Raw genomic sequence first — 12437 nt, 5'->3', positions numbered from 1 at the left:
CGATTTTTTTGATTTTTGGGAAAAATGGCGGTTAGTGGAGACGCGGGCGGCGCAGAGTTGCCTCTGCGGCGTCGAGCGCCTTGTGGAGCTTGCGCAGGCTCTTGATCTGGCCCTTTGCGCATGCGCGGGTCAGTGCAGCGATGAGCTCGGGCTCAAGATGACGCTTGCGGACCTCGGCTTCAGCCACTGCGGCCAGGTCCTTGGGCGTCAAAGCTGGGATCTGGACGACCCTGCAGCGGTCCCGAACAGTCCTGGGCACTTTGTCGATGTCATTGGCCAGCAGGATCCAGTTGAGGAAGCGCAGGTCGAGATCGATCTGCAGGAAGTGCTCCCGTACTCGTCCCGCCGTCGAAGACTCGAGAAACGGCAGCAGGGACTCGGTCGGGTTTTCCCGTGCGCCGCGGCTCATGTCGGCAAGCTTGTCGACCTCGTCGAACGCCGCGATGGGATTGCCGACCCCGTGCTGATTTAGCCCCTGAAAGATCGCACTGGGCCGGGACGACCTGAAGACGGAGTCACCGCCCGTGAGATCCACCGTGGTCATCATGGTGGAGCCATCGAGATAGATCAGCGGCAGCCCAGTAGCTTTAGCCAACGACCGGACAAGGGATGTCTTGCCTAGCCCTGGAGGCGAGACGACCAGCAAAGGCCGGAAGTGGAAGTAGTTGGCGCCATGCGCCAACGCCAGGTGCGCGCTGTCGCGCAGAGCCTGCAGAGCTGGAGCAAAGGCTGGTGCACGGGCAAAGAGCGCACTGATAACTTCATCGATGGCGTGCTCGGTTGCCGGTCCCATCAGCTTCACCGGCGTTTCGGCCTCAAGCTTGAGCTGAGCCCTCTGCGGATGCTCGGCATCGCGACCACTGCTATTGCGGATATCGTCCTTGGTCATCGGCTCGGTGAGCCGCAGATAGGTCACTGGCCCGATAGATAGAGTCACTGTCCTAGGCTTGCCCATTTCGACAGCATCAATAGCGCGATCCTGCCGGTCCACGTCTTCGATGCTTAGGCCATCGGGGTGATGCCAAACCCAAGGGTTGATCACCTCGTCATCACCATGGTCTGATATGGAAGAGGGGTGCAGGACCTCCTGCCCAAAATCCTCGAGGTCTTGGCCGATGTCGAGAGGGTCGGTGTGATCGTCGCCGTGCGGACGCGGCTTGAACATCGAGCGGGGCTTCGCTGCGTCGGCGGTACCGCCACCAGCTGCGTCCTCACGGTCGCTCTTAGAGCTAGAGCGCGGCATTTTTTCGTTTTTTGCAATTTTTGTCATGTTTGACCATCATCAGGACGCGCCAGGCCGTGGCGTCCAAAGACGCAGAAGCATGGATCGTGGGAACCTGGATGCGCAGCAGCACTGCCTCAGGCGATCGGCCGGAGATCAAACAGCATCGCTGCGCAGTGGAATGGTGCGGCTAAGTGCGCGCCGATACCGGCCAAACGCTGTGCATCGCACAAGCGCCCAGCCACCCAGTCGACCAGAGGTCGCAATGATCGGGAAGAGAAGGGTTGCTGCGAATCTTGTCGCAGCCGTAGATACGGTCAGCCATGTGGCTTCTCCTGTTGAGGCAGGTTGATGGTCACTTGGTCAGGCCGTCGGAGTTGGTGCAAACAACTCTGGCGGCCGCCCTATCGGTGCCATGAGCCCAAGTGGACTCGGCACTTACCCTGACATTGGTTTCGGGAATGTCACGCGCGATTTCGAGCCATGGTTAACTGCATGAACCTGCGGCCATCTCAAATTGCTTCTTTCACGCCATTGTGCCGGTGGTCCTTTTCTAAGCAGTGGCGGGGGGCGGATGGACGATCCCGATATAGTTGAAGCGGCCGTTGTCGAAGAACTGTCCAAGGGTCAGAGCCCAACTGACAAGCAGGGAGCGGGGACTAAGTGGTTTGGTCAACGGGGCGTGCGCTGTCAATGCCGCGATGCTAGCTTCCAAAACGCCGCAGTGGTTCGAAAATGTGGCGCAAACCCTTGCGGAGATGGTAGGTAGGAAGCGTAAACTCGGAGTGGCCAAACTCACTTAGTGGTCGCGTCAGTTGGTCAAGATCGGCCAACGTCAAATTAGTTTACGCGCTTAACGCTTCGAAGGAATTCGAATTGACTGATGACGAAGCGTTGAAGGTCCTGTTGGCACTTGGTGATCCGGCACGGTTCGAAATTCTTCGAAAGGTCGTTGAGGCATCTGGATTGTCCTTATCCGACTTGAGGTCCGGCAAAGCTGCATCCACGACCTCGCACCACATCAAGTTGCTGGTTGACGCTGGTGTCCTCCAACCTACCAGAGACGGAAAGCACATTAGATATAATGTTCGTCAAGCTACACTTGCGAGCTTAGCTGAATGGGCCAGCGCGCAGGCTGAGCTGGCGACGCTCAACCAAATTACGGAATATCTGCTCGCCAATCCCGGTTAACGCCTGGTGCTGCGCGAACGTCAACTTGGGGGCCGTTTGTAGCCTGTCGGCTTTCGGGCCGACCTAGTGGATTAACTGCCATTCGCTGGCCCTCGCGTTGTCACTCATGAGTGTCAAATGAAAGCCACTACGGGTCTACTGCGGCGCCCATACTGGCAAAGCCACGAGCCAACGCAGCTGTTCAATCAGCCTCTTCCAACTATTTCCAGACCAGCCGTCGGTAGAGGGTCGAGCGGTCGATGCCGAGAGCGCGCGCAGCGGCGGAAAGATTGCCGTTGTTCTGGTCCACCGCGCGACGCATTGCGGCTTCGGTGAGACTGCCCAAATCGTTCTGGAACAGCAGAGGTGCCGCGGTGACCTGTTCGGTGAACTGGGATAGATCGGCCAAAGTGATGGGCTGTTCTGGTTCACACAGCGCTGATAGGGCGCGCAGCGTCCCGGTCAGTTCGCGGAAATTGCCTGGCCATGGCTGGGCGGCGAGGCGGGCAAGCACCGGGGCGGGCAGCGGCGGATGGCCCGTCGCGAGCTGGGACCAGAGGCTCGAGACGACAGTGGCGCGATCGGGGAAATCACACAGGGCCGGCAGGCGAATGGTGAACTGGGCGATGCGGTAGTAGAGATCGGCGCGGAAGGTGCCTGCCTCGACCATGGCCTTGAGATCGCGATTGGTGGCGCAAACGGGCACGAAATCAGCCTTCTGCGCGGTGCCGCCGCCCAGTGGCACGACTTCCTTGTCCTGCAAGACGCGCAGGAGGCGCGACTGCAGCAAGAGCGGCATGTCGCCGATTTCATCGAGGAAGAGAATGCCGCCCTCGGCTTGTTGCACCAGGCCAATGGCGCCCTGCTTGCGGGCGCCGGTGAAGGCGCCGGGCTGGTAGCCGAAGAGTTCGGATTCGATCAGGCTCTCGGGCAGTGCAGCACAGTTGATGGCGACAAAGGGCTTGCCGGCGCGCTGGGTGAGGCCATGCAGGTAGCGGGCGAAGACTTCCTTGCCGGCACCGGTTTCCCCAGCGATGAGCAGGGGAATTTCGGCATTGACCAGGCGGATGGCCTTGGCGAGATCGGCGCGGGTTTCGGGAGTGAGAAAAGGCGCTGGCTCGCCCGACTTGGCGACGCGCGGCAGGGTGCCGGTGACGCGCAGCGGCGACTTGCGCGGCTCGGACACGGCGGCAAAGAAGCGCTCGCCATTGCGGGCGCGCAGTTCGCCGCGCTGTGTGGCGAGCGCCGCGGTTTCAAAGATTTCCTCGGCGGTGGACTGGCGCAGCGCCTTGCGGTCGAGCCCGACGAGATGGAGCGCGCGACGATTGCCGGCGATCAAACGCCCGCCATCAAAGACCAGAATGCCTTCGCGGGCGGTGCCCAGGAGATCAGCGGTACGGTGGAAGCGCACCACGGTCATGTCATCGAAGCCGCGGGCGAAGAAGCGATGTTCGATCTGCTCGACGGCGAGGCGCACCAGGCCCATGGCATGGGTGTGCTCAGCCGAGGCATGGCCGGAGAGATCGAGCACGCCAGCGAGCTTCCCGAAAGGGTCGAAAATGGGCGATGCGGCGCAATGCAGGATACCATGTGGTTCGAAGAAGTGTTCTCCCCCATGCACCTCGATGGCGCGACGTTCGGCGAGAGCCGTGCCGATGGCATTGGTGCCAGTGGCAGTTTCGGACCAGGTGACGCCGGGGCGGAGCGCCACTTCGGCGGCGCGGCCGGCGAATTCGGGGCTTCCCGTGGTATCGAGCACGAGGCCCTTGGCATCGGTGAGGATGACGACACTGTCGGTAAGCCGCGCTTCGGTGCGCAGCGACACCAGTTCAGAGCGCGAGAGGAGGCGTAAGGTCTCGTTCTGCTCATGCAAGGCGCGAAGCTCGGGTGCGGTGACCGGTTCGGCATGAATGACCGCCGAGGCATCGAGGCCCTGTTGTGCGCAGCGCTGCCAGGACCGCAATATGGGCGCAGGCACCAGGCCCTCAGGTAGATCGTGCCCAGAAAAGAAACGCTCGCGCGCGGCTACCAAGGCAGCATCGGACGCCTGTTGCATGGCTCTCTCCCTACCAGTTGTGGCAGTTTGCAACAGGTGTTGCATCGGCCATCGCGTCTGGTTGTGGCAAAGTGTTGCATCCGAATTCGCACCGCGTCCACCCCTGCTTGGTGCCACAAGAATTCCCTAACAGCTTCAACAGGTTGATATCATCTGGCACGCCGGTTGCAATGACGGTGGCATCCAAGAACAAGGGAGGATGCCATGAATAAACCTGAATTCGTCGGCCAGCGGACCAAGTCTCCATACAAGGCGAAATACGGCAATTATATCGGCGGGCAGTGGGTGGACGCGCTCGACGGCGAGACCTTCGAGAACACCTCGCCAGTCACTGGGCAGGTGATTTGCGAAGTCGCGCGCTCCAAGGCGGCGGATGTCGAGCGGGCGCTGGATGCGGCCCATAAGGCCGCGCCGGGCTGGGGCCAAACCTCGGTGGCGCAGCGCGCGGTGATGCTCAACAAGATTGCCGATCGCATGGAAGAACATCTCGACGAGATCGCGCTGGCCGAGACCTGGGACAATGGCAAGCCAATTCGTGAGACGACTGCTGCCGATATTCCGCTGGCGATCGACCACTTCCGCTATTTCGCCGGTGCCATCCGCGCCCAGGAGGGCGGCATTTCCGAACTTGACCATGACACGGTGGCTTATCATTTCCACGAGCCCCTCGGCGTCGTGGGGCAGATCATTCCGTGGAACTTCCCTATCCTGATGGCGGTCTGGAAACTGGCGCCCGCGCTAGCGGCAGGCAATGCCGTGGTGCTCAAGCCTGCCGAGCAGACGCCGGCATCAATCCTCTTTCTCATGGAATTGATCGAAGACATCCTGCCGCCCGGCGTGGTCAATATCGTCAACGGCTTTGGCCTTGAAGCCGGCAAGCCGCTGGCCAGCTCGAACCGCATCGCCAAGATCGCCTTTACCGGCGAGACCACGACGGGCCGGCTGATCATGCAATATGCCAGCCAGAACCTGATCCCGGTGACGCTGGAACTGGGTGGCAAATCGCCGAACATCTTCTTTGCCGACGTATTGGCCGAAGACGATGATTTCTTCGACAAGGCGCTCGAGGGCTTTGCCATGTTCGCGCTCAATCAGGGCGAGGTGTGTACCTGCCCGAGCCGCGCCCTGATCCAGGAAAGCGTCTATGACCGCTTCATGGAACGGGCGATCAAGCGAGTGGAAGCCATCACGCAGGGTTCTCCCTTCGAGATGAGCACGATGATCGGGGCCCAGGCCTCGTCCGAGCAACTCGAGAAAATTCTCTCCTATCTCGATATCGGCCGGCAGGAAGGCGCCACGGTGCTGACTGGCGGCGAGCGCAACAATCTGGGTGGCGAGTTGGCGGGTGGTTACTACGTCAAGCCGACGGTGTTTGCTGGCAACAACAAGATGCGCATTTTCCAGGAGGAAATCTTTGGCCCGGTGGTCTCGGTGACGACCTTCAAGACCGATGCCGAAGCCCTCGAGATCGCCAATGACACGCTTTATGGCCTGGGCGCCGGCGTGTGGACGCGTGATGCCAACCGGGCCTATCGCTTCGGCCGAGGCATCCAGGCGGGGCGCGTATGGACCAATTGCTATCACGCCTATCCTGCCCATGCCGCCTTTGGTGGTTACAAGCAGAGCGGCATCGGACGCGAAAACCACCGCATGATGCTTGACCACTACCAGCAGACCAAGAACATGCTGGTGAGCTACTCGCCCAAGAAGCTGGGCTTCTTCTAAGCCGCTCCTCCCTGAGCGGGCGCCCGGGGAGAGCTCCGGGCGCGCCAGAAATCATTCCGGCGGGAAGAGCCCTAACCCCACTCTCTCCCTGGCCACCTCCCGCTGGAATGACCGTCGAGCAAGGAACCCGCCATGACTGATCTCGTTCCGCGCGTCGTCGCCACCGACGCCGCCTTAAGTCTCATCGCCACCATCACGGCCCGCCATGGGCCGGTTATGTTTCATCAGTCCGGCGGGTGTTGTGATGGCTCGTCGCCGATGTGCTATCCTGAAGGCGAATTCATCGTCGGCGACCATGACGTCAAGATGGGTGATATCGGCAGCGCTCCCTTCTACATGTCACCCAGCCAGTTCGAATATTGGCAGCATACCCAGTTGATCATCGATGCGATTCCAGGTCGTGGCGGCATGTTCAGTCTCGATAATGGCACCGAGCGGCGGTTTCTCACGCGCTCCCGCTTGTTCACCGATGACGAGTACGCACGCCTTGGGCCAATAGCACGGCGAGGAACGCCAACACTCTTTTCCTGAAGCCTTGTCTCTTCTGCGGAGTGACTGATGCTGAAGTTTGGTCCATTGCGATTTTTTGATTTTGCATTCTCACATCAGGTGACGATCCAGGTCATGTCCGTTTTCTCGTTGATGCAATAATCCGTTGAATGACCGAAATGGGGCGCATTTCTGCTGCTGCCTTTTAAGACCCTCGATTCATTCATTATGACAGTCGCGCGCTCTGATGACGCAAGGCCGCTGACTTTAGTTAAGTTATCGATCTAATGCCTGTCCTCACTTAAAATCAGGACCTGACTGGAAGAAGTTATTACCATCTTTCCATTGCCGCCGCAGCCGTGTCAGACCGATCTCTTGATATGGATAGAGACGTCTCCGTGTAGCATTCGAACAAATCGACGAACGCCGTTCTTTAAGCGTTTCTCCTGCAAATAGGCGTTGACCAGCAGGCCAATAGCTGGCACGTTTTTAAAACGTTTGCAGAAGTTGGGGCGACGGTGGGTAACGACGGTGCATTGACGCTCAAGAAGCTGGCCGAAGAGCTCGGGATCTCTGTCGCAACTGTGTCCCGTGCGCTTGCAGGTCATGAGCAGATCGCCAAGAAAACGCGAGCCAAGGTTGCCGAAGCGGCCCAGAAGCTGGGTTATGTCCCCAATGCAGCGGCCCGCCAACTCGTGTCCGGCCGCAGCGGCTTCGTTAGCTTCATACTGCCCATTCGTGATACGCAGCTGGTCGATTCATATCTTGGCGAATTTATCACCGGGCTTGGTGAGGGCTTGGTGGATCATGGCGTTGATCTGCTTCTCGCTACAGCCCAGCAGGGCCAGTCCGAACTCTCCGTGCTCAAGCATGTGGTCGAATCGGGCCGAGCCGACGGCGTCGTCGTGCCGCGCCTCGAGATCGCCGACCAACGCGTCGCCTATCTGCTGGAACGCCGCTTTCCCTTCGTCACGCATGGACGGCTGCTAGACGGACAGGCAGACTATTCCTGGCTAGACGCCGATGGTGAACTCGCCTTCGGCGAAGCCTTCGAGCTTCTCTATAGGCTGGGGCACCGGCACTTTGCCCTGTTGACTGTCTCGGAACTACTGACATTCCGCTTTCGTCGCGAGAGAGGCTTGGCCCAGGCCGTGGCGCGGCGCGGCGACCCGGATGTGCGCCTCGATATCGTGAGCGCGCCGCGTTTTGACCGTCAGGCGCGGTCCAGGGCCATCGGCGGCATGCTAAATGCCGAGGCGCGTCCCACGGCCATCATCGCGCTGTTCGACGAACTGGCTATTTCTGTGATGGAGGAAGCCGAGGGCCTCGGGCTCACGGTTCCAACCGACCTGTCCGTGGTCGGCTACGACAATATCGTGGCCGCCGACTATACAAGGCCGGGGCTCACCACGTTCGATGCGCAGGTGCGATCGAGCGCTGCCAAGATTGCGCATATGCTTATGCGACAGATGTCGGGCGAGGCGCGGGCGGCCCAGACCGATCTCATCCAGCCCGAATTGAAACTACGCGGGAGCCATGGCCCGGCGCCGGGCGCCTGATGCCGCAACGACAGGCGGTTCCGAACCGGCGGCGGTTTCGCGCTCGCCCGGTTCGGTGGACCGCATAGGGAGAAACTATGCCGCAGATCAACTATGTCGATCATTCCGGTACCTGCACGCCGATCATGGTGCCGCTCGGGGACAGCGTCATGGAGGGCGCCGTGGCCAATGGCGTGGAAGGCATCGTTGCCGAATGCGGCGGCTCGGCCATGTGCGCGACCTGCCATGTCTATGTCGATCCTACCTTCAGCGCCCTGCTGCCCGAGATGGGGGAGGTCGAAGACACCATGCTTGATCTTGCAGCGTCCGAGCGGCACGACAACAGTCGCCTGAGCTGCCAGATCAGAGTGACCGAGGCGCTTGATGGCCTTGTCGTGCGCATGCCGGAAAGCCAGATCTGATGGGCACCCCTGTCACCGTCATCGTGGGCGCCAGCCATGCCGGGGTGCAGGTCGCTGCTTCGCTGCGCGATCTCGACTACCCCGGCGAGGTGGTGCTGATAGGCGACGAGACGCACCTGCCTTACCATCGGCCCCCGCTCTCCAAGTCGCTGCTGCATCCGCACGATGCCGAAGGCCAGGTGCTGCGACCGGCGAGCTTTTACGCGCAGAAGCGCATTGGCCTGCGCCTTTCGAGCGGTGTCGACGCGATCGAGCCGGGTGAGCGCCGAGTGCGTCTGCGTGATGGCGAAACAATCGGCTTCGACACACTAGTCCTTGCAACCGGTGCGCGGGCGCGCCGCATTCCGATCGCAGGGGCGGACCGGCCCAATGTGCTGACGCTGCGTGCCCTTGGCGATGCCGTCGCGCTTTCGCAACGCTTGGCCCAGGCGCGTGATGTGGTGGTGCTGGGCGCTGGAATGATTGGGCTTGAATTTGCGGCCGTCGCCGCCGCTGGTGGACGGAACACAACCGTGATCGATACCACCGAACGGCCATTGCTGCGCGCGGTCTCGGTGGAAATGGCAAGCTATCTTAAGGATTTGCACGAGGCGCATGGCGTGCGCTTTCTGTTCGATAACGGCATTGCCCGCATCGAGGGCAAGGGTCGAGCCGAGCGCGTCGTCACCCTTGACGGGCAGGAGATCCAAGCCGATCTGGTGCTGATTGCCGCCGGCGTCCTCCCCAATGTCGAACTGGCGGCAGAGGCAGGACTTGCCGTCGACAACGGCATCGTTGTCGATGCGAACCTGCAGACCAGTGCGCCCGGTATTTACGCGGTAGGCGATTGCGCCGCCTTCGTCGCGGCGGACGGGCGCCGGCTGCGCATCGAATCCGTGCAGAATGCAACCGATCAGGCGCGTTGCGTCGCGGCAGCGATTGTCGGCCGTCCCGAGCCCTATGCCAAGGCGCCCTGGTTCTGGAGCGATCAATATACGGCCAAGCTGCAGATCGCGGGACTTTGGACGGGTTACGATCGGGCGATCCGGCGCGACACTGCCGATGGGAGCGGCTTTGCGCTGTACCTTTTCGCCGGCGATCGGCTGGTCTGCGTCGAGGCGATCAACGCCACGGCCGATCACGTGGCGGCGCGCAAAATTCTCGGCGAGGGGATCGCGCTGACGCCGATGGACGTGCAGACGCCCGGCTTTGATCCCAAAGCCCATATGCGGCAGCGAGCCGCCTGAAATGGAGGAGAGCGCGATGATCAGTGCCCTGCGACCGATCGATTGCGACATGCATCCCGTCGTGCCTAACATTCGGGCACTCGTCCCATACCTGCCGGCCAACTGGGCCGCCTCGGTGGACGACCGGGGTATCGAAGGCTTCGACTCCATCTCCTACCCACCCAATGCGCCCCTCTCGGCACGGCCGGACTGGCGGCCGGGCGGCAAGGGCCTGCCCGTATCGCTCGATGACTATCGGCGTCATGTTCTGGATCGCTTGGACGTGCAATGGGCGATCGGCAATTGTCTTTACGGCGCGCATCTGGCCTTCAGCGAGGATCTGGGGGTGGCGCTGGCCAGCGCGGTCAACGACTGGATGGTCGATACCTGGCTCGATCCCGAACCGCGCATGCGCGCCTCGATCGTGGTGGCGCCGCAAAATCCGCAACGGGCCGCCGAGGAGATCGACCGGTGCGCCCCCGACCGGCGCTTCGTACAGGTTCTGCTGCCCGCCATGGTCGAGGCGCCGCTCGGACAGCGCCGTTACTGGCCCATCTACGAAGCGGCGCAAAAGCATGGCCTACCGGTGGGCATCCATGCCGGCAGCAGCTATCGCCATGCAGTGACGCCCGTCGGCTGGCCCACTTACTTCGTCGAAGACTATGCCAGCCAGGCCCTTGCCTTTCAGGGGCAGTTGGGCAGTCTGATCAGCGAAGGCGTGTTCAACAAGTTTCCGGCTCTCACGGTCGTGCTGCTCGAATCGGGCGTTACCTGGCTGACGCCATTCCTCTGGCGCCTCACCAAATTCTGGCGCGGTACCCGCAGCGAGGTGCCCTGGGTCACAAAGCCACCCATCGACATCGCGCGCGAGCATATCCGGCTTTCGGCACAGCCCTTCGACGCACCGGACGATGCAGCAACGGTCGCCCGCATTCTCGAACACCTGCCGGGCAAGGACATGCTGCTGTTCGCCAGCGACTATCCGCACCACCAGTTCGACGGCGACGCCGTGTTGCCGCAAGGGCTGGACCAAGAAACCATTCGCCGCATGGCTCAGGATAATCCGCGTGCCACCTATCGCCGGCTTGAGGAGGCGCTCTGATGTCCCAGACTGTGCAAGGCACGAGCAATTCAGGCGTTGTGGACTGCGACATTCATCCCGCCATCAAGTCCTTCGAGGATCTGCGCCCCTATATGAGCCGGCATTGGTGGGACTATTACACTACCTATGGGCTGCGCTCGCGCCAGGCCTTCGTCAAGGGCACGCCCTATCCCAAGATCGCTCCCAGCGCCATGCGCCGCGATGCCTGGCCGGAAACAGGCCTGCCGGGCAGCGATCTGGACATGATGCGCCGCCAGCACCTCGATGCCCACAATATCCAACTGGGCGTGCTCAATCCGCTCAATCCATCGGGTGGCGATCTCAACGTCGATTTCAGCGCAGCCCTCTGCTCGGCCACCAATGACTGGCTTGTCGACACCTGGACCAGCCGCGAAAGCCGGCTCAAGGCGTCGATCATGGTGCCCTACGAGGACGGTCAGGCCTCTGCCGCCGAAATTCACAAGCGCGCCGCCAACAAGGACTTCGTGCAGGTGCTGCTACTCAGTCGCACTACCGAGCCGCTGGGCAAGCGCCGTTACTGGCCCATTTTCGAAGCGGCCTCCGAGCATGGCCTGCCGGTGGCAAGCCATGTCTTTGGCTATAGCGGGCATCCGGCGACCAGTGGAGGCCATCCATCATTCTATCTCGAGGAGGGCGCTGCCCACCCCGCCGGCATCCAGGCTTCCATTGCCAGCTTGATCTTCGAGGGGGTTTTCGAGCGCTTTCCCAATTTCCGGTTTCTTGTCATCGAAGCAGGTTTTGCCTGGCTTCCAGCCCTGGGCTGGCGGCTGGACAAGCTGTGGCACCGCATGCGCGGCGAGGTGCCCCATGTCACACGGCCACCCTCGCAAACCATCAAGGAGCGCATCTGGATCACCACGCAGCCGATGGAAGAAGCGCCGCGCCCACACCAGGTGGTCGAAGTCATGGACCAGATCGGCTGGGACCGGCTGATGTTTGCCAGCGACTATCCGCATTGGGATTTCGACGATCCCAAATTCGGGCTGCCACCATCCCTGGCTGCAGAGCAGCGCGACAAGGTGCGCTTCGGCAATGCCCTGACGCTCTACGGGCGCTCGTGATGGCTTTCGAGATCGTCGCGCAGGTCAGCGATATTCCGGTGGGGCAGCGCAAGCTGGTCGAGGTTCGCGGCAGGGAAGTGGTCATCTTCAACCACGGGGGGCAATTTTTTGCCCTGCTCAACCGCTGCCCGCACCAGGGCGGCCGACTGTGCGACGGCAAGTTGACCGTCGCGGTCACGTCCAGCGAGCCGGGCCACTACGACTATCACGCCGACAGGCAGGTCATCCGCTGTCCCTGGCATGCCTGGGAATTCGATATCCGGACCGGCAAATCCTGGTGCGAGCCGGATCGCGTCAAGGTGCGCAGCTACCGCACCGAAGTGCTGGCTGGCACGCAACTGGTGCGCGGCGAATACACGGCCCAGACCTTTCCAGTCAAAACTGAGAACGACTACATCCTCGTGGACGCCTGACCTGCGGTCGGTT

Annotated in this window: 11 protein-coding genes; 9 read left to right on the top strand and 2 right to left on the bottom strand. The window is 61.5% G+C overall.

Going from position 1 to position 12437, the window contains the following annotated elements; genetic code table 11:
- Positions 1–31: 31 nt before the first annotated feature.
- Positions 32–1165 (bottom strand): AAA family ATPase, encoded by a 1134-nt coding sequence (locus tag IC608_RS06630; RefSeq protein ID WP_191773692.1) that lies wholly within the window; start codon positions 1163–1165, stop codon positions 32–34.
- A gap of 933 nt (positions 1166–2098) precedes the next feature.
- Between IC608_RS06630 and IC608_RS06625 the strand changes: the two genes are divergently transcribed.
- Positions 2099–2413 carry an ArsR/SmtB family transcription factor gene (locus tag IC608_RS06625; protein ID WP_191773691.1) on the top strand — a complete coding sequence of 105 codons (315 nt, stop codon included), beginning with the start codon at positions 2099–2101 and terminating at the stop codon, positions 2411–2413.
- Between the two features lie 199 nt (positions 2414–2612).
- On the opposite strand, the gene IC608_RS06620 is transcribed toward IC608_RS06625, so the two are convergent.
- The gene (locus IC608_RS06620) at positions 2613–4448 is read right to left on the bottom strand and encodes a sigma-54-dependent Fis family transcriptional regulator (protein ID WP_191773690.1); all 1836 of its coding nucleotides are present in this window, start codon (positions 4446–4448) and stop codon (positions 2613–2615) included.
- A gap of 204 nt (positions 4449–4652) precedes the next feature.
- On the opposite strand from IC608_RS06620, the gene adh reads away from it, so the two are divergent.
- The 8 genes from adh (at position 4653) to IC608_RS06580 (ending at position 12424) form a co-directional block, all read left to right on the top strand.
- Positions 4653–6173, top strand: a complete 1521-nt coding sequence (gene adh, locus IC608_RS06615) for an aldehyde dehydrogenase (protein ID WP_191773689.1) — start codon at positions 4653–4655, stop codon at positions 6171–6173.
- A gap of 132 nt (positions 6174–6305) precedes the next feature.
- The gene (locus IC608_RS06610) at positions 6306–6704 is read left to right on the top strand and encodes a DUF779 domain-containing protein (RefSeq protein ID WP_090597856.1); all 399 of its coding nucleotides are present in this window, start codon (positions 6306–6308) and stop codon (positions 6702–6704) included.
- Between the two features lie 494 nt (positions 6705–7198).
- Positions 7199–8221, top strand: coding sequence for a LacI family DNA-binding transcriptional regulator (locus IC608_RS06605; RefSeq protein ID WP_210316216.1), 1023 nt, complete (start codon positions 7199–7201; stop codon positions 8219–8221).
- Between the two features lie 77 nt (positions 8222–8298).
- Positions 8299–8622 (top strand): 2Fe-2S iron-sulfur cluster-binding protein, encoded by a 324-nt coding sequence (locus IC608_RS06600; protein WP_191773685.1) that lies wholly within the window; start codon positions 8299–8301, stop codon positions 8620–8622.
- Positions 8622–9848 (top strand): NAD(P)/FAD-dependent oxidoreductase, encoded by a 1227-nt coding sequence (locus tag IC608_RS06595; protein ID WP_191773683.1) that lies wholly within the window; start codon positions 8622–8624, stop codon positions 9846–9848. The genes IC608_RS06600 and IC608_RS06595 overlap by 1 nt, the downstream gene beginning before the upstream one ends.
- Before the next feature lie 16 nt (positions 9849–9864).
- Complete coding sequence (locus IC608_RS06590) at positions 9865–10929, top strand: amidohydrolase family protein (RefSeq protein WP_191773681.1); 1065 nt, start codon at positions 9865–9867, stop codon at positions 10927–10929.
- Complete coding sequence (locus IC608_RS06585) at positions 10929–12011, top strand: amidohydrolase family protein (protein ID WP_191773679.1); 1083 nt, start codon at positions 10929–10931, stop codon at positions 12009–12011. Before IC608_RS06590 ends, IC608_RS06585 begins: the two co-directional genes overlap by 1 nt.
- The gene (locus IC608_RS06580; protein ID WP_191773678.1) at positions 12011–12424 is read left to right on the top strand and encodes a Rieske (2Fe-2S) protein; all 414 of its coding nucleotides are present in this window, start codon (positions 12011–12013) and stop codon (positions 12422–12424) included. Before IC608_RS06585 ends, IC608_RS06580 begins: the two co-directional genes overlap by 1 nt.
- Positions 12425–12437 lie beyond the last annotated feature (13 nt).

Origin of the sequence: Devosia oryzisoli, from assembly GCF_014837245.1 — a bacterium.
Taxonomy (GTDB): domain Bacteria; phylum Pseudomonadota; class Alphaproteobacteria; order Rhizobiales; family Devosiaceae; genus Devosia; species Devosia oryzisoli.
This window is presented reverse-complemented; position numbering and strand designations above follow the sequence as displayed.